Genomic DNA, 17,391 nt, shown 5'->3' with positions numbered 1-17,391 from the left:
AATGGCTCGAGTTCGAGTAGGTAGAGTCGGTGAGCAGATTAAGAAGGAATTGAGCCAAATTATTCAGTCAGAGATGAAGGATCCGCGTATCGGTTTTATTACTGTAACCGGAGTTGACCTCACGAATGACTTATCTCAGGCCAAAATTTTTCTTAGCGTGCTGGGGACCGATGAGCAGAAGGAAGAAACATTGAAAGCATTAGGCCGCGGAAGCGGGTTTATCCGTTCAGAGATTGGTAAAAGAATTCGCTTGCGCAAAATTCCGGAATTGCTGTTCCGTTTTGACGCCTCCATTGATTATGGAACTAAGATCGAGCGTCTATTGGATCAAGTTAATGCGGAGAACGCAGGGTTATGACGGTATCGTCTCATTCTGAAGCTTACGCAGCCGAATTGGAAGCCGCAGCTCAGTTCATACGGACCCATGATGATTTCCTGGTAGCGTCACACATCCAACCGGATGGGGACGCTGCCGGGTCAACATTTGCGGTTGCCTGGATATTGAGTGCTTTGGGCAAGCGGTTTACTTTAATCAATGAAGGACATATGCCTGATAAATTTATGTATATGGCAGCAGGGCAGCAGTCTATAGTTAATTATGAAGCGAATCCTGCCGCGATAACTGCTTATCAAAATATCATTAGTGTGGATTGTGCGGATTATTCCAGAATCGGTAGCGTGCACAGAGTATTTACGGATGACGCCCAAATACTGAATATCGATCATCATTCAACCAACGACCGTTTTGGCAGCGTTAACTTAGTTATGGATAGTGCGGCAGCTACTGTCGAGATTCTGTATGATCTGGCTTTGCAATTGGATATTCCATTATCCCACGAGTTGAACGTATGTATATATTCAGGCTTGCTGACAGACACAGGCGGCTTTCGCTACGCCAACACATCTGCTAAGGTAATGAATATTGCTGCGGACATGCTGAAGCGGGGCGTTAAGGGGCATGAGCTGGCTGAGCATTTATTGGAGAAGCTTACTTATCCACAAATTTCTATAATCAAGAGCAGCTTGAATACATTGGCATTTGCTCACGGCAATCAAGTAGGCTGGCTTGCGGTTTCACTGGAGGATTTGGTGAACAGCGGAGCATCAAGCGATGATCTGGACGGTCTCGTCAATTATCCTCGAAACGTTGAGGGTGTTGAAGTAGGCTTGCTTTTTAAGGAAAAAGCAGGTGGCGTTGTAAAGGTAAGCTTACGCTCCTCGGGTAAAGTGGATGTGGCGCAAGTCGCCAAAACATTCGGCGGTGGCGGTCATGTAAGAGCTGCAGGTTGTGCGATTTATGGTACTTTAGAGGAAGCTGTCCAACAGGTTGTTAAGGAAGTAGGGTTGGCACTGGCATGACAAAAGAAACATTCGAAGGGATACTACCCGTTTGGAAGCCCAAGGGGTTTACTTCCCACGATGTAGTAGCCAAGGTTCGGGGGATTCTCCGAATTAAGCGCATCGGCCATACAGGAACACTTGATCCTCAGGTAACGGGTGTACTTCCGTTGTGCATAGGTCGCGCTACACGCCTTGTGGAATATATTCAAGAGCTTCCTAAAGCCTATGAGGCTACTCTTAAGATTGGTATTGCTACGGACACTGAGGATGCAGGCGGAGAGATCATTGAGCGTGCCGATGAGGTTCGTCTTTCGCAAGCTCAAGTGGAGGAAGTCATCTCATCATTCGTAGGGGAGATTGAACAAGTCCCTCCAATGTACTCGGCTGTAAAGGTAGATGGCAAACGATTGTATGAGCTAGCACGTCAAGGGCTGGAAGTGGAACGTAAATCAAGGAAGGTAACCATCTACAAAATCGATATTTTGCAAATGGATCTAGATCTTCCATGTCCGGAAATCCGATTCCATGTACAATGCTCGAAAGGCACCTATATTCGAACACTATGTGTAGATATGGGCAAAAAATTAGGTTATCCAGCTGTTATGTCGGATTTGGTTCGGACCTCTACTGGAAGCATCGGTCCTGAGCAATGTCTAACTTTGGAGCAGATTCAGCAGGAAATGCTGCAAGGAACACTTGCAGAGAAACTGATCCCGGCACAAAGAGCATTAGCTCATTTACCTTCAGTCAATTTAACCGATGAACAAGCCCGTAGAGCGCTTCTCGGCCAAAAGGTTGTGTTTACACCGTCCGATGAGCAGCTTCAAGCAATTCATGACCGGATGCTTACCGCTTATTCCCCCAATGCCCAATTTGTTGGGATTTTCCAATGGGATTCCGGCAGCTCCGAGCTCCGTCCTGTAAAAGTGTTCTCTTAGAATGTTATCGTCTCATAAGAATTGTAGGTGAACTTTGTATTTATGCAATCGCTAGAATTAGCATATCCTATAATATCACAAGGCAATCTTTCAGAAATGGGGCCGCAGGTACTCGCTATTGGAGATTTCGATGGTGTTCACTTGGGACATCAGGAAGTTATCAAGCGTGCCATTCATACTGCAGAAGGCTTGCACATACCCGCTTCTATCATGACGTTTCATCCTCATCCCAGACAAGTGTTGGGCCAATGCAAATATGTCCAGCTTTTGACACCCGTGGAAGAAAAGAAACGGCTTATGGAAGCATCAGGCGTAAATAATATGTACATTGTGTCTTTCAATAATGAGCTGATGAAGGTTTCTCCTTCCGATTTTGTTGAAAACATGCTCATACCAATGAAAGTCAACACCGTGATTGTTGGGTTTGATTTTACTTTTGGTTATTTGGGGGCTGGTACTCCCGATACTTTATGCGAGCTGGCACAGGGGCGGTTTGCTGTTGAAGTGATTCGACCGTTTCATCAAAACGGAAGCAAGGTCAGCAGTACATTGGTCCGTGAACATTTATTGTCAGGAAATCTCGAACGAGCGAACGCTTTATTGGGACGACCTTATTCGTTAAATGGGATCGTTGTACACGGAGATGGCAGAGGGAAAACGATCGGGTTTCCTACGGCCAATATTGATTTACTTGATCCTTTCCTTATTCCTGCCTTAGGTGTGTACGCGGTTCGTGTTACCGTTGATGGACAAATCTATAACAGTGTGATGAATGTCGGAAAAAAGCCAACCTTTGAGACAAATCTCGAGCAGCCAACTTTGGAAGCGCATCTGTTTGAGTTCTCTCAGTCTATTTACGGTAATCAGGTGACTGTAGATTTCATTAGTTATCTGCGGCCGGAGCGCAAGTTTTCGGGAGTCGCTGAGCTGATAGCACAAATTCAAAGAGATGCAGAGCAGGCTAAGCTGCTGTTGGCGTAATATTATAGAAAATGACTAACTATTATTTTACTTTTACTAGCAACTTATGTTATAATCAACAACGTTGTCGTTAACGGCAACATTAGAACCTTGGCATGGAGAATCGAGAACTCCGACGATCTCTGGGCCTTTGGGGATACCAAATCATTCATGGAGGTGACTCAATAATGGCATTGACACAAGAACGTAAACAAGAATTGATTCAAACGCACAAAACGCATGAGTCCGATACAGGTTCACCGGAAGTGCAAATTGCAATTCTTACAGAAAACATTGTAAACTTGACTGGCCATCTTAAGACTCACAAGAAGGATCATCATTCCCGTCGTGGTCTTTTGAAAATGGTAGGCCAACGCCGTAAACTGTTAGCTTATTTGAAAAACAAAGACGTTAGCCGCTACAGCGCTTTGATCGCTAAGCTGGGACTTCGTCGTTAATAGGATTAGCTGCAAAAGAGCAACCATGGTTGTCTGCTGTTCGGGTCCGGTTTGGGCTTGGACAACAGATAGCGAGGTTGCTTTTTCGTATGCATAACTTCGTTCTTTGTGGAATAGAGAGATTTATTTCGATTAAAGAAGGAAATACTGAGCATTATGCAGAAATGATATATAGATTAAATTAGCAAAACCTAACATTCATTTTCCGAGGATGCTTATGAAGTAAGTTTCCTTATAATATTATGATAACTTTCAGGAGGTTTTTATGGAAAAAAGAGTGCAGATGGATTTAGGTGGACGTCCCTTAATTCTTGAAACGGGCCGTTTTGCCAAGCAAGCGAATGCCGCGGTAATGGTTCGCTATGGAGATACAGTAGTACTATGTACGGTGACGGCTTCGACAGGACCAAAGGATCTTGATTTCTTTCCTTTAACTGTGAATTATGAGGAGCGCCTGTACGCGGTTGGGAAAATTCCTGGAGGTTTCATTAAACGGGAAGGTCGTCCAAGTCAAAAAGCGATATTGTCAAGCAGACTAACTGACCGTCCGATTCGTCCTTTATTTCCGGAAGGCTTCCGTAATGATGTACAAATCGTTTCCATCGTAATGAGCGTAGATCAAGAGTGTGCACCGGAAATTGCTGCTATGATTGGTACTTCTGCGGCGTTGAGCATTTCGGATGTTCCTTTTAATGGTCCGGTTGGCGGAGTTATCGTTGGGCGCGTGGATGGTCAATTTGTGATTAATCCGACGTTGGAGCAGGTTGATAAAAGTGATATCCATCTAGTTGTAGCCGGTACTAAAGATGCTATCATGATGGTTGAGGCAGGAGCTAATGAGGTTCCGGAAGAAGTTATGCTGGAAGCAATCATGTTCGGTCACGATGAAATTAAGAATATCGTTGCCATTCAAGAGCAGTTAGTTGCAGAGGCTGGCAAGCCTAAGATGGAAGTTAAATTACATACGGTAGATGAAGAAGTCAATCGCGATGTTCGAGCATTTGCGCAAGCCAGATTGGTTGAAGCTGTTAAAATTGCTGAGAAGCATGCTCGCCAAGAAGCCATTGATGCGGTGAATGAAGAAACGGTTGAACATTTCAAAGGTGTGTATGCTGAAACACCAGAGAAGTTGGCCGATGTAAAAGAAACGTTATATGACATTGTTAAAGAAGAAGTACGTCGACTCATTACTCACGATAAAGTAAGACCGGATGGACGTGGCTTAGACGAAATTCGTCCTATTGAATGCGACATTGATTTGCTGCCGCGCACACACGGCTCCGGATTGTTTACACGTGGACAAACACAAGCTCTCAGTATTTGTACGCTTGGAGCGCTTGGGGATGTGCAAATTTTGGACGGGCTTGACTTGGAAGAAACCAAACGGTTTATGCATCATTATAACTTCCCGCCGTTTAGTGTCGGCGAAGCAAGACCATTGCGTCCCCCAGGTCGCCGTGAAATTGGTCATGGAGCACTTGGCGAACGCGCGTTGGAGCCTGTTCTTCCTTCAGAGACGGATTTCCCTTATACGATTCGTCTTGTATCCGAAGTATTGGAATCTAACGGCTCCACTTCTCAAGCAAGTATTTGTGCGAGTACCCTTGCCATGATGGATGCTGGAGTTCCGATTAAATCGCCAGTTGCCGGAGTAGCTATGGGATTAATTAAAGATGGTGAACATTTCTCAATCTTAAGTGATATTCAAGGGATGGAAGATCATCTTGGTGACATGGACTTCAAGGTTGCAGGAACAGCAGCAGGAGTTACAGCTTTGCAAATGGATATTAAAATTGACGGCATTGACCGTGCTATTTTAGGACAAGCGCTAGAGCAAGCGAAACAAGGCAGAATGCACATTTTAGGCAAAATGCTGGAGCGTATTCAACAGCCTAAAGCTCAGCTTTCCAAATATGCGCCTAAAATTTTAACTATGCATATCAATCCGGACAAAATCCGTGATGTTATCGGTGCAGGCGGCAAAATTATTAATAAAATTATTGAAGAAACCGGCGTAAAAATCGATATCGAACAAGATGGCCGAGTATTTATTGCTTCCTCCAATCAAGAGATGAACGATAAAGCTCGTCAAATCATTGAAGGTATTGTTAAGGAAGTAGTTATAGGCGAGACGTATTTAGGTACAGTTAAGCGCGTTGAGAAGTTTGGTGCGTTTGTGGAGATTTTGCCTGGGAAAGAAGGATTAGTTCACATTTCTCAGCTATCTACAGAACGTGTAGCTAAAGTGGAAGATGTGGTTGCGGTTGGAGACACTATTACCGTTAAAGTAACCGAAATCGATCAACAGGGCCGCGTAAATCTTTCTCGCAAAGCCGTTCTTACTCCACAAGTACCAGCTCAATCATAATCGCTTTATTTCATAGTATTGCAACGACAAAGAGCCAGAGCATTCTGTCTCTTTTTGTTTTGGTCTAATCTTGTCCTCCGGTGCATATTTATGGGACAAACGATTCCATTGACAGGAGCAAGCTTATGAAACATGTTCAGGTGATAGTGATGACCTGTCTGTTTGCAACGGTCATGCTGGTGCTGCAGAGCTCAGAAAGTGTGCAAACCTTCATACAACAGGCCAAACAACATTCAACGAATGTACCTGCATCAAGTCCGTTTCATTTGGATATTCCTTCTGCCATAAAGGCTAATGCGGGTTGGAGCAAGCTGCAGGATCAAACGGCAATGCTTCAGGAACAGATCATGTTGGAAGCTGAAAAACGTCGGATTGCCCCTATCAACGCGCGTTTGGATAGAGTATGGAAGGCGATACCTGGCTACAATGGGGTGGAGGTTGACATAGAAAAGTCGCTTGCCCTCACACTTGAGCGGCAATCACCAGGTCAATTGCATTTAATCATGAGGGAGGTGCCGCCGGCCATCGGTTTGGATCAATTGGGATCACATCCTGTTTATAAGGGAAATCCAGAGAAACCCATGGTAGCACTGATGATCAACGTTGCATGGGGAGAACAATTTTTACCCAAAATGCTTAGTATTCTGGAAAAAGAAAACGTCCGGGCGACCTTTTTCTTCGATGGAAGCTGGTTGAAAAAAAATGTTCCAACTGCACAAATTATTAAGGATAAAGGGCATGAGCTTTCCAATCATGCGTATTCCCATAAAAATATGAGTCAAATATCACGAGATCTAGCCTATCAAGAGATATACAAAACCCAACAGCTGCTTGAAAAAGAACTGGGAGTAAACAATGTGTTGTTTGCCCCTCCTTCGGGAGATTTTAACCAAGCAACAGTCGATATTGCCCGTGAGCAAAAGTTAAGAACCATATTGTGGACGCTCGATACCGTAGATTGGCAAAAGCCAGTGCCTTCCACTATTGTGAATAAAATTTCTACAAGAGTAGAGCCGGGCTCATTAATTCTTATGCACCCGACGTCATCGTCAAGCGAAGCGTTGGAGCGGATGATTAAAGTGATCAAAAACAAAGGACTACAGCTTGGGACCGTAAGCGAGGTAATTTCCACAAACCGTGTTCCCAAAGTTGAGTCTGCTGAGCAATAATGGTAATATAAGAAAAGCTTCAGATCGAAGCAGTACAAAGAAGATACATTCGTGTCTAAAAGCAGTTGCTTTTCTTGCAATATCAGAATGATTCAGCTTTGCTGAAAAAGTAGATTCTGATATTTAAAGAAAAGCTTAAGATCGAAGCAGTACAAAGAAGATACATTCGTGTCTAAGCAGTTGCTTTTCTTGCAATATCAGAATGATTCAGCTTCGCTGAAAACAAGCACATTCTGATATTTAAAGAAAAGCTTCAGATCGAAGCAGTTCGAAGATGATTTTTACAAAATTGATACATAACGAGATTTTCCGAGGAGGCTCCCTTCATTGAATAAATATACCTTGAACAATGGGCTGCGGGTCATCGTGGAACCTATTCCAACTTGCCGCTCCGTATCCTTTGGGATTTGGGTGAAAACAGGTTCGCGTAATGAGAGCAGAGAGATTAACGGTATTTCACATTTTATCGAGCACATGCTGTTCAAGGGGACGGATAAGTACTCCGCCAAGGATATAGCAGAATTGTTTGATGGCATTGGAGGCAATGTCAACGCATTTACGTCAAAAGAGTATACATGCTACTACGCCAAGGTGCTGGATGAGCATTTGCCTATAGCGGTTGAGGCGCTGGCTGATATGTTCTTCCGTTCGACCTTCGATCCAACTGAACTTGAGAAAGAAAAGAATGTCATTTTCGAAGAGATATCCATGTATGAGGACACACCTGATGATATGGTTCATGATTTAATTGCTAAAGCTGCGTTTGAAGACCATTCTTTAGGTTATACAATCATTGGAACCGAACAAAACCTGACGGCTATGGACTCAAATACACTGCGTCAGTACATGAAAGAGAAGTATAGTATCGAGAGCACGGTCATCGCTATTGCCGGCAATGTAGATGATTCCATTCTTGCTTTAATGGAACAGCATTTTGGAAGCTTTCAAAACAATGGTACTGAACAAACGTTCGCTGCACCTACTTTTTTCAGTAATCTGGAATACCATGAGAAGAAAACGGAGCAAAATCATATTTGTCTGTCACTGCCAGGTCTGTCTGCTAAAGATGATCGTTTATATGCAATGGTCTTGTTGAACAATGCTATCGGCGGCGGAATGAGTTCGCGATTATTCCAAGAAATTAGAGAAAAACGTGGCATGGCTTATTCAGTGTATTCCTACCACACGTCTTACCAGGATGGCGGTATGTTTACTATTTATACAGGTACAGCACCCAAGCAGACGGCGGATGTGCTGAATGTAACTATGGAACTGCTGAGCGAACTTAAAAACGAAGGGCTCACTGCAAGCGAGCTTAGAAAAGGCAAGGAGCAGATGAAAGGCAGTCTGATCCTCAGTTTGGAGAGCACGAGCAGCCGGATGAACCGTTTGGGTAAAAACGAGCTGATGCTCGGCAAACATTATAGCTTGGATGAGATCATAGAACGTATTGAGAGTGTAGAACTCGATCACATTCAAGCGTTGACACAAGAGATGCTATCAACCCCTTTTGCACTAGCCATGGTGGGTCAAAAAGCAGATGTGATCGATGGCTTCAGGAGGGATCAACTTGTATAATGTTCAAATCAAGCGTTTGCCAGGTAGTGAAGATATACAGCTGCCACAAAAAATGTCGCTTCTGGCAAGCGGCTTTGATCTCTATGCCGCTGTTACAGAATCAGTGGAATTGAATCCAGGTCAGCGAATGCTTATCCCGACTGGCTTCTCATTGGCAATGCCCCCCGAGCTGGAAGCACAGATTCGTCCTCGGAGCGGGCTAGCGCTGAAGCATGGAATTACCGCTTTAAATTCACCGGGAACGATTGATGCGGATTATCGCGGCGAGGTCAAGGTGCTGCTTATCAATCACGGCTTGGAATCATTCATTATTAAAAGAAATGAGCGAATTGCCCAGATGGTATTCCAGGAGGTTCCTAAGGTTCAACTAATCGAAGTTGATGAACTTGAGGATACGGACCGTGGAGCAGGTGGTTTCGGTCATACCGGTACTAAATAACAATGCTTGCTTGAGAACATTTGTAGATCGTTTAAGATAACTGAATATCTAATTAATTTTGAGCACTTTTCTGTTTGCAGCAGCAAGCGGGAAGTGCTCTTTTTGTTTTTTTCAATCGGTTGTTTGTGCAGCCGTTTCTTTGTCGAGCGAAGTAACCCATTATTGGGCGAGAGCATAGTATGAGTTATGGATTGCGATTAGAAAGAGGTGAGAATGAATGCTTACAGGAATTCAAGTGGCTTTGATCGGCGGCGATGCCAGGCAGCTTGAAGTCATTTATAAATGCTCCGAGCTGGATGCTTCCGTCATCTTGATCGGGTTTGATAATCTGCAAAATCAATTCAGCGGAATTACGAGGTCCGAGCTGAGTCCTGAGGCTCTTGAAGGGCTTGATGCGGTGATTTTGCCAGCGGTAGGAACGGATGATCACGGTAATGTGGAAAGTATCTTTTCGACATCGGAGCTTCGCTTGACAGATGCACATATCCAAGCATTGCCCAAACACGCTAAAATTTTTACAGGAATGGCTAAACCTTACTTGCGCAATTTGGGTGCGAAGTATTCGATTCCAATTGTTGAGCTCTTCGATCGGGATGATGTGGCCATTTATAACTCTATTCCGACGGCAGAGGGTGCCATAATGATGGCGATTCAAAATACGGATTTTACCATACACGGCTCGCAATCTATGGTGCTTGGGTTTGGTAGAACGGGGATTACTTTGGCACGTACACTGCAAGGACTGGGGGCAAAGGTGAAGGTAGGCGTCAACAAACCCGAGTACTATGCGCGTGCTTGGGAGATGGGGTTTACGCCCTTTTACACACAGGATTTACACAATCAAACAGCTAATATTGACTTGCTTTTTAACACAATTCCGTCTATGATAGTCACAGCACAAATTATTGCCAATATTCCACATCGTGCAGTGATCATTGATTTGGCCTCTAAGCCAGGCGGAACGGATTTTCGTTTTGCAGAAAAAAGAGGAATCAAAGCGATGCTCGCTCCAGGACTCCCCGGAATTGTTGCGCCGAAAACAGCCGGTCGCATCATCGCTGATACCTTGAGTCGAATTATTCTTGAGGATGCAGGACAGAGGAGGAATGTGGAATGAATTGGCAGGGAAAGACAGTTGGTTTTGCTTTGACAGGGTCCCATTGTACGTTTGCTGAGACGATGCCGCAAATACAGCGATTTATCGACGCTGGAGCCCATGTGGTTCCTATCGTTTCTTATACAATACTTACTACGGATACGCGCTTCGGTACATCAGAAAATTGGCAGAAACAGTTGAAAGAGATTACAGGGAATGATATTATTTCTTCAATTGTTGATGCAGAGCCGTTAGGTCCGAGCAAATTGTTGGATGTGCTTGCAATAGCTCCATGTACAGGTAATACAACTAGTAAATTGGCGAATGCCATGACTGAAAGTCCGGTTTTGATGGCCGCTAAAGCACAGATGCGCAACCACCGTCCAGTGGTATTGGCAATTTCTACGAATGATGGTCTTGGTTTGAATGCAATGAATATTAGCAAGCTTTTAATTACCAAAAACATTTATTTTGTTCCGTTCGGTCAAGATGCACCAACGGCGAAGCCAAATTCCTTGGTTGCCCGTATGGACTTGATTATGGAAACCTGCGAAGCGGCCCTTCAAGGGAAACAGCTTCAACCTATGGTTATTGAACGGTTCAATTATCAATAATGATTACTTCGCATAGGGGAGAGACGAACAGATGTCGAATCAAAAATTATTCAATGTTGCTGTTGTTGGAGCAACAGGTGCTGTAGGAGAACAAATCTTACGTTTGTTAGAGGAACGCAATTTCCCCATTAATGAATTGAAGCTTTTATCTTCCGAGCGTTCCGCTGGAAGTAAACTGCAGTTTAAAGGACAAGAGATAACTCTGGAAGCGGCAGCTCCTGATAGCTTCAAAGGTATTGATATAGCATTGTTCAGTGCTGGAGGTAGCGTAAGTTTGGAATTAATTCCTCACGCTATCAAACATGGTGCTGTATGTATCGATAATACGAGTGCATACCGGATGGATCCGGAAACTCCACTTGTCGTTCCTGAGGTTAATATTGATAAAATAAACGAGCATAAGGGAGTTATTGCAAATCCGAATTGCTCCACGATTCAAATGGTCGCAGCTTTAAAGCCTTTATATGATCGTTACGGGATTTCACGCATTATCGTTTCCACATACCAGGCAGTTTCCGGTGCGGGAGCGCGTGCTATTGATGAAATGCTTCGCCAATCTCGTGAAATTTTAGAAGGCAACCCGGTTGAACCACAAATTTTGCCGGTTGGAGCTCTTCCAGTTAAACATCAAATAGCGTTTAATGCGATCCCTCAAATCGATAAGTTTACTGACAATGGCTTCACTTATGAAGAAATCAAAATGATCAATGAAACTAAAAAAATCATGGGCGATGATTCATTGGAAGTAACGGCTACTTGCGTTCGCATACCTGTTATTTACGGTCACTCGGAGTCGGTTTATGTTGAATTGAAACAGGATTTCGATGTTGAAGAAGTAAAGCAGCTGTTAGCAGATGCCCCTGGTATTATCCTTCAGGATAATCCTGCAGAACAACAATATCCGCTGGCTACTGATGCTGCCGGCAAATTGGAAACATTTGTAGGGCGGGTACGCCGGGATCTAAGTAATCCTAAAGCTCTTAACATGTGGATTGTTTCGGATAATTTGTTAAAAGGCGCAGCTTGGAACGCTGTACAAATAGCGGAATATATCGCCATTGAACAGAAGTAATTACAAGTGGGCTTCCTGAGTAGGGAAGCCTGGCTTGTGTTTTTTGAAGCATACGCTTACGAAAGCCAAGTATATGCTTATGCAGCAAGCATCCTATGGATGCTCGAGATTGCGCTTACGAAGAAGGCTTTCTACGAAAGCCCTGAGGAGGGACCCTCATGAAAATTCTGGTACAGAAATTCGGAGGCACGTCCCTTTCCACTGTCGAAGCAAGAGCACATGTCATAGAACACATCCAAGACGCATTAGCACTAAACTACAAGCTAGTTGTCGTAGTATCGGCTATGGGGAGAAGAGGCGAGCCCTATGCAACAGATACATTGCTTGATATGATAAGCAAGAATGGCAATCAATTGCCTGCCAGAGAGAAAGATATGCTGCTTTGCTGCGGGGAACTGATTTCTGCTGCGACGCTATGCAGCTTACTTAATGCGCAGGGCATTACTGCAACCGTATTAAACGGAGCGCAGGCGGGTATAACGACCAATGACGATTTTGGAAACGCCCAAATTGTTTCTATTCAACCGCAGCGGATCTTGGATCTGCTAGATCAAGGAAAAGTAGTCATTGTTGCGGGATTTCAAGGCCAGACTAAAGGCAATGACTTTACGACTTTAGGCAGAGGTGGCAGTGATACTTCAGCTACAGCGTTAGGTGCTGCTCTAAAGGCAGAAATTGTTGATATTTTTACTGATGTAAACGGCATTTTGACGGCGGATCCTCGCATTGTGGAAGATGCTAGACGTTTGCCCATAGTGACGTATATGGAAATATGTAATATGGCTCATCACGGAGCCAAGGTGATACATCCTAGGGCTGTTGAGGTCGCGATGAATGCTATGATTCCTATTCGTGTCCGCTCAACCTTTAGTAAGGACCCTGGCACTCTAGTGACCGTTGCGGAAGCAATCCCGGGTGAAAAGGACAGGATTCAGGATCGAAGCGTTACAGGAATAGCCAGTTTTGAGCATATTACTCAAATTCAAGTGAGCGCAGGAGAAGGCATATACGACCTGCAGCTGAAAGTTTTTAAAGCGATGGCTCAACATCATATTAGTATTGATTTTATTAATGTAAATCCTGCGGGAGTAGTTTACACGGTTTTTGATCACGAGGCCAAGAACGCTGTAAACATTTTAACTGAGCTTGGATATAAACCGAGTATCGCTTCGCATTGCGCCAAGGTTTCTATTATTGGCGGTGGAATGAACGGTGTCCCCGGCATTATGGCGCATATTGTCGAAGCGTTGACGGAGAAAGATATACAGATTTTGCAATCTGCGGATTCTAATACAACGATTTGGGTTCTTGTTCAAGGGCAGGATATGGCTGATGCGGTCCGCGCACTGCACAAGAAATTTCAATTATACCGATAAGTAAATTATTGATAAAAGAGTAGGAGGAGTTTGTCGTGGATTTCGGAAGACTGATTGCGGCAATGGTGACGCCTTTTGATGCCAATTTACAAATTGATTGGGATCAAACAGGAAAGCTGATAGATTATTTAATTGAGGAACAGGCCAACGACAGCTTGGTAATTTGTGGAACAACAGGGGAATCTCCAACACTTACGGAGGAAGAAAAGCTTCAGTTGTTCGCATTTGCTGTAAAGCATGCCAACGGGCGCTGCAAAATTATTGCGGGAACCGGAAGTAATGACACAGCCCATTCCATCCATTTATCCAGGGAAGCCGAGAAGCTAGGCGTGGATGCTCTTTTGCTTGTAGCTCCTTATTATAACCGCCCTTCTCAAGAAGGTTTATACCAGCATTATAAAGCGGTAGCCGAAGCCGTCACCATCCCTTGTATTTTGTATAATGTACCTGGTCGTACGGGGATAAACATTAATGTAGATACAACGATTCGTCTGTCACACATACCTAACATTGTGGCAACTAAAGATTGCGCTGATCTTGATCAGTTGACACAAATTGTGAATGGAGCTGCTGAAGGCTTCCGGGTATACAGCGGTGAAGATAATATGACATTGCCTGTTTTATCTATCGGGGCTTATGGCATTGTGAGTGTCGCCAGTCATGTGATTGGAAAAGATATGAAAAATATGATAAACTGTTACTTACAAGGGAATGTTCGCGAAGCGGCGCAAATTCATGCTAAACTCCATCCTATTTTTAAAGGATTGTTTGAATGTCCTCATCGCGTTCCTAATCCTACAGCAGTTAAACATGCCCTGAATGTGAAGGGGATGCAAGTAGGCGGATTACGATTGCCATTAATGAATGTTACCGAAGAAGAAGGACTATTCATAGCATCCTTGTTTGAATGAGTTTACTCAAAATCGGTGCGTTCTATAAGCATCGGTTTTATTTTTTTAGGGACAATAACGGTAGAAGTGACTACTTGTAATTGTAGTTTTTGATCGGGTATAATGGTGGCAAGTGACTGGTGCGGTTTTGGATTTGGTTAATGGTTCATATAAAAATTCGTCGTCAAATTTAAATAGGAGGTATTTCTAAATTGTCTAAGAAAAATATAGATAAGCTTTCGATTTTTGCCCTGGGCGGCGTGGGTGAAATCGGAAAAAATATGTATGTCGTGCAATATGCTAACGATATTGTTGTTATTGATTGTGGTCTTAAGTTTCCTGAAGAGGACATGCTCGGAATTGACATTGTTATCCCTGATATCACTTACCTAACAGAAAATCGGGACAAAGTTAGAGGAATTATTATTACTCACGGACATGAGGATCACATCGGTGGACTTCCGTATGTATTGAAATTCCTCAACGTTCCTGTATACGGTACCAAGCTTACACTAGGATTGATTGAGACGAAGCTTAAGGAAGCCAATCTGCTGGGAGAGACGAAACGGATCTTGATTTCCTCAGAGACGGAATTGCCGCTTGGTTGCATGACGGCTACTTTCTTTAAAACTAATCACAGTATTCCTGATTCGGTTGGTGTATGTTTGGAAACTCCTGAAGGTAATGTGGTCCATACAGGTGACTTCAAATTCGACCAGACCCCTGTAAATGAACAATATGCAGATATACACCGTATGGCTGCAATCGGCAGCAAGGGTGTACTCGCTTTGTTATCTGACAGTACGAATGCAGAGCGTCCAGGTTATACAGGCTCTGAGAGAAGCGTTGGCACGGAGATTGAGGAAGTGTTCCGGAAAGCGAAGCAGCGTGTTATTATTGCTACTTTTGCCTCCAATATCCATCGTATTCAACAGGTTATTGACGCAGCGGAAACAACTCGTAGAAAGCTTGTTGTCATAGGTCGCAGCATGGTTAATGTTGTATCTATTGCAAGCGAGCTTGGATATTTACGTATTCCAGACGGTATGCTGATCGAGCCTGAGGAAGTGAATAAAATGGCCGCAGACCGTGTTGCTATTTTATCCACAGGAAGTCAAGGCGAGCCTATGTCGGCTTTGACCCGTATGGCAAGATCTACACATCGCAAGGTTGATATTTTACCGGGGGATACAGTTATTATTGCAGCTACGCCTATTCCTGGTAATGAACGTTATGTCGGCAGAACCGTTGATGAATTGATGAGAATCGGAGCACACGTAATTTACGGTCCTGGATCGATTACAGGCGTGCATGTATCCGGACACGGAAGTCAAGAAGAGCTCAAGCTTATGTTGAATTTAATGAAGCCTAAATATTTCATTCCGATTCATGGTGAGTACAGGATGCTTCGCCAGCACGGACAGCTAGCAGAATCCGTTGGGATCGCAAAAGAGAATATTTTTATTGTCGATAATGGCGATACCGTGGAAGTTCTGGATGGCGTTGCTCGTAAAGGCTCGAAGGTAACTGCGGGTAATATCTTAATTGATGGTTTGGGCGTTGGGGATGTAGGCAATATTGTACTTCGGGACCGCAAGCTGCTGTCTCAGGATGGCATACTAGTTGTTGTGGTTACCTTAAGCAAACAAAACGGTGCTATTTTATCCGGGCCTGATATTATTTCCAGAGGTTTTGTATATGTAAGAGAATCCGAAGGCTTGCTGGATGAAGCTAACCGTATTGTAACCAACACTCTGAATCGTTTGATGAGTGAGAATGTAAATGAGTGGGCTTCATTAAAAACTCATGTGAAAGATGCACTTGGACGATTTTTATATGAACAAACCAGAAGAAGACCTATGATCCTTCCTATCATTATGGAAGTATGATCCAAAACCACCAGTCGAAAGCTTGAAACCTTAATAAATAGCTAATGTTATTAACCATTGATTCCGATAAAAGGAACCACCTTTAGGCGTTTTAGTCGCTGATAAGGTGGTTTTTTTGTATAATTTTGCACGATAAAACCATACTAGGGGAGATGAAAAAACGGATGAACAGGGGGAATTTATAATGACTGATATTAAACAGCAGGATCCACAACCTAACCAACCATTAACAGGTCCCGATGACAAAAGAAGCACGGTGGTTGACACGATACAGCAGCTGGGACAAACAGCTACTCCAGCAGGGGAATCCAACATATTTTGCATGACGATAATTGGACAGGTGGAAGGGCATTTGGTGCTGCCTCCACAAAACAAAACAACCAAATATGAGCATTTGATTCCACAGCTTGTGGCTGTTGAGCAAAACCCAAAAATTGAAGGGGTCTTTATTATATTGAATACGGTTGGCGGTGATGTAGAAGCAGGTTTAGCTATAGCTGAAATGATTGCGACTCTTTCCAAACCAACCGTTACACTTGTACTTGGGGGAGGGCATTCCATCGGTGTTCCAATTGCTGTGTCCTCTAATTATTCTATAATTGCCGAGACGGCAACGATGACCATTCATCCTATCCGTCTTAATGGGCTTGTTATAGGCGTGCCGCAAACATTCGAGTATTTGGATAAAATGCAGGAGCGTGTCATTCGCTTCATCACCAGTCATTCACGCGTAACAGAGGAAAAGCTCAAGGAGTTAATGTTCAAAACAGGGGAACTGACAAGGGATATAGGGACTACAGTTATTGGCATTGATGCGGTCAAATATGGCTTAATCAATGCAATCGGTGGAGTAGGCGATGCCATACGTGAATTAAACCGTCAGATTGAAGTAAGACGAAATGCGGGAACAGGAGGCATGGTACAATGATTCACTATACAGTGCTGCCTATGGAAGTCGTTATGGAGGGAATAGAAGAGATGGAGGTAACCAGTGTCGAAATAGTAATGAATGGAATTATGATGCAGGTTCAGCCTCTTAACTCAACTCAAGCAACGATTGTCCGAATTACGAGCTGTAACCCGCAAGATTATTTAAATCCGCAATATAGCCCAGGGCGTATAATTGAATTTCAGCCGGTTAGCTAGTTCAAAGGTCTGATTTTTTTAGCCTAGTTAAGTTGATCCCCAAAGTATGGTATAATT

Annotated in this window: 17 protein-coding genes; all 17 read left to right on the top strand. The window is 43.7% G+C overall.

The genetic code is table 11. The annotated features are described in order from the left end of the window. Nucleotide 1 precedes the first annotated feature (1 nt). The 17 genes from rbfA to NV381_RS05995 all read left to right on the top strand — a co-directional run bounded on the left by rbfA (nucleotide 2) and on the right by NV381_RS05995 (nucleotide 17,334). The gene (gene rbfA, locus NV381_RS06075) at nucleotides 2-358 is read left to right on the top strand and encodes a 30S ribosome-binding factor RbfA (RefSeq protein ID WP_258212373.1); all 357 of its coding nucleotides are present in this window, start codon (nucleotides 2-4) and stop codon (nucleotides 356-358) included. Further along, nucleotides 355-1,359, top strand: coding sequence for a DHH family phosphoesterase (locus NV381_RS06070; RefSeq protein ID WP_258212372.1), 1,005 nt, complete (start codon nucleotides 355-357; stop codon nucleotides 1,357-1,359). Before rbfA ends, NV381_RS06070 begins: the two co-directional genes overlap by 4 nt. Continuing rightward, the gene (gene truB / locus NV381_RS06065) at nucleotides 1,356-2,279 is read left to right on the top strand and encodes a tRNA pseudouridine(55) synthase TruB (RefSeq protein ID WP_258212371.1); all 924 of its coding nucleotides are present in this window, start codon (nucleotides 1,356-1,358) and stop codon (nucleotides 2,277-2,279) included. Before NV381_RS06070 ends, truB begins: the two co-directional genes overlap by 4 nt. Before the next feature lie 42 nt (nucleotides 2,280-2,321). After that, entirely contained in the window at nucleotides 2,322-3,260 is a 939-nt protein-coding gene (locus tag NV381_RS06060; RefSeq protein WP_258212370.1) for a bifunctional riboflavin kinase/FAD synthetase, read from the top strand. Nucleotides 3,261-3,427: 167 nt separating this feature from the next. Next, entirely contained in the window at nucleotides 3,428-3,697 is a 270-nt protein-coding gene (gene rpsO / locus NV381_RS06055; RefSeq protein ID WP_258212369.1) for a 30S ribosomal protein S15, read from the top strand. Between the two features lie 265 nt (nucleotides 3,698-3,962). Beyond that, a complete protein-coding gene (pnp, locus tag NV381_RS06050; RefSeq protein ID WP_258212368.1) occupies nucleotides 3,963-6,065 on the top strand; it encodes a polyribonucleotide nucleotidyltransferase in 2,103 nt (700 codons plus the stop codon). 125 nt (nucleotides 6,066-6,190) lie between these two features. Further along, nucleotides 6,191-7,234, top strand: coding sequence for a polysaccharide deacetylase family protein (locus NV381_RS06045; protein WP_258212367.1), 1,044 nt, complete (start codon nucleotides 6,191-6,193; stop codon nucleotides 7,232-7,234). A gap of 327 nt (nucleotides 7,235-7,561) precedes the next feature. Continuing rightward, a complete protein-coding gene (locus NV381_RS06040; RefSeq protein WP_258212366.1) occupies nucleotides 7,562-8,812 on the top strand; it encodes a M16 family metallopeptidase in 1,251 nt (416 codons plus the stop codon). Beyond that, nucleotides 8,805-9,251 carry a dUTP diphosphatase gene (gene dut / locus NV381_RS06035; RefSeq protein WP_419182246.1) on the top strand — a complete coding sequence of 149 codons (447 nt, stop codon included), beginning with the start codon at nucleotides 8,805-8,807 and terminating at the stop codon, nucleotides 9,249-9,251. The genes NV381_RS06040 and dut overlap by 8 nt, the downstream gene beginning before the upstream one ends. Nucleotides 9,252-9,468: 217 nt before the next feature. Continuing rightward, a complete protein-coding gene (gene dpsA / locus NV381_RS06030) occupies nucleotides 9,469-10,368 on the top strand; it encodes a dipicolinate synthase subunit DpsA (protein WP_258212364.1) in 900 nt (299 codons plus the stop codon). After that, on the top strand, nucleotides 10,365-10,961 hold the full coding sequence (locus NV381_RS06025) for a dipicolinate synthase subunit B (protein ID WP_258212363.1): 597 nt from the start codon (nucleotides 10,365-10,367) through the stop codon (nucleotides 10,959-10,961). Before dpsA ends, NV381_RS06025 begins: the two co-directional genes overlap by 4 nt. Before the next feature lie 31 nt (nucleotides 10,962-10,992). Then, nucleotides 10,993-12,033, top strand: coding sequence for an aspartate-semialdehyde dehydrogenase (locus NV381_RS06020; RefSeq protein WP_258212362.1), 1,041 nt, complete (start codon nucleotides 10,993-10,995; stop codon nucleotides 12,031-12,033). 158 nt (nucleotides 12,034-12,191) lie between these two features. Beyond that, the gene (dapG, locus tag NV381_RS06015; protein ID WP_258212361.1) at nucleotides 12,192-13,409 is read left to right on the top strand and encodes an aspartate kinase; all 1,218 of its coding nucleotides are present in this window, start codon (nucleotides 12,192-12,194) and stop codon (nucleotides 13,407-13,409) included. A gap of 35 nt (nucleotides 13,410-13,444) precedes the next feature. Next, on the top strand, nucleotides 13,445-14,320 hold the full coding sequence (dapA, locus tag NV381_RS06010; RefSeq protein WP_258212360.1) for a 4-hydroxy-tetrahydrodipicolinate synthase: 876 nt from the start codon (nucleotides 13,445-13,447) through the stop codon (nucleotides 14,318-14,320). A gap of 191 nt (nucleotides 14,321-14,511) precedes the next feature. Continuing rightward, nucleotides 14,512-16,188 carry a ribonuclease J gene (locus NV381_RS06005; RefSeq protein WP_258212359.1) on the top strand — a complete coding sequence of 559 codons (1,677 nt, stop codon included), beginning with the start codon at nucleotides 14,512-14,514 and terminating at the stop codon, nucleotides 16,186-16,188. A gap of 184 nt (nucleotides 16,189-16,372) precedes the next feature. Further along, complete coding sequence (locus NV381_RS06000) at nucleotides 16,373-17,116, top strand: ClpP family protease (protein ID WP_258212358.1); 744 nt, start codon at nucleotides 16,373-16,375, stop codon at nucleotides 17,114-17,116. Continuing rightward, nucleotides 17,113-17,334 (top strand): YlzJ-like family protein, encoded by a 222-nt coding sequence (locus NV381_RS05995; protein ID WP_258212357.1) that lies wholly within the window; start codon nucleotides 17,113-17,115, stop codon nucleotides 17,332-17,334. The genes NV381_RS06000 and NV381_RS05995 overlap by 4 nt, the downstream gene beginning before the upstream one ends. Nucleotides 17,335-17,391: the final 57 nt, after the last annotated feature.

Origin of the sequence: Paenibacillus radicis (ex Xue et al. 2023) (assembly GCF_024722015.1) — a bacterium.
GTDB lineage: Bacteria > Bacillota > Bacilli > Paenibacillales > NBRC-103111 > Paenibacillus_S.
This window is presented reverse-complemented; position numbering and strand designations above follow the sequence as displayed.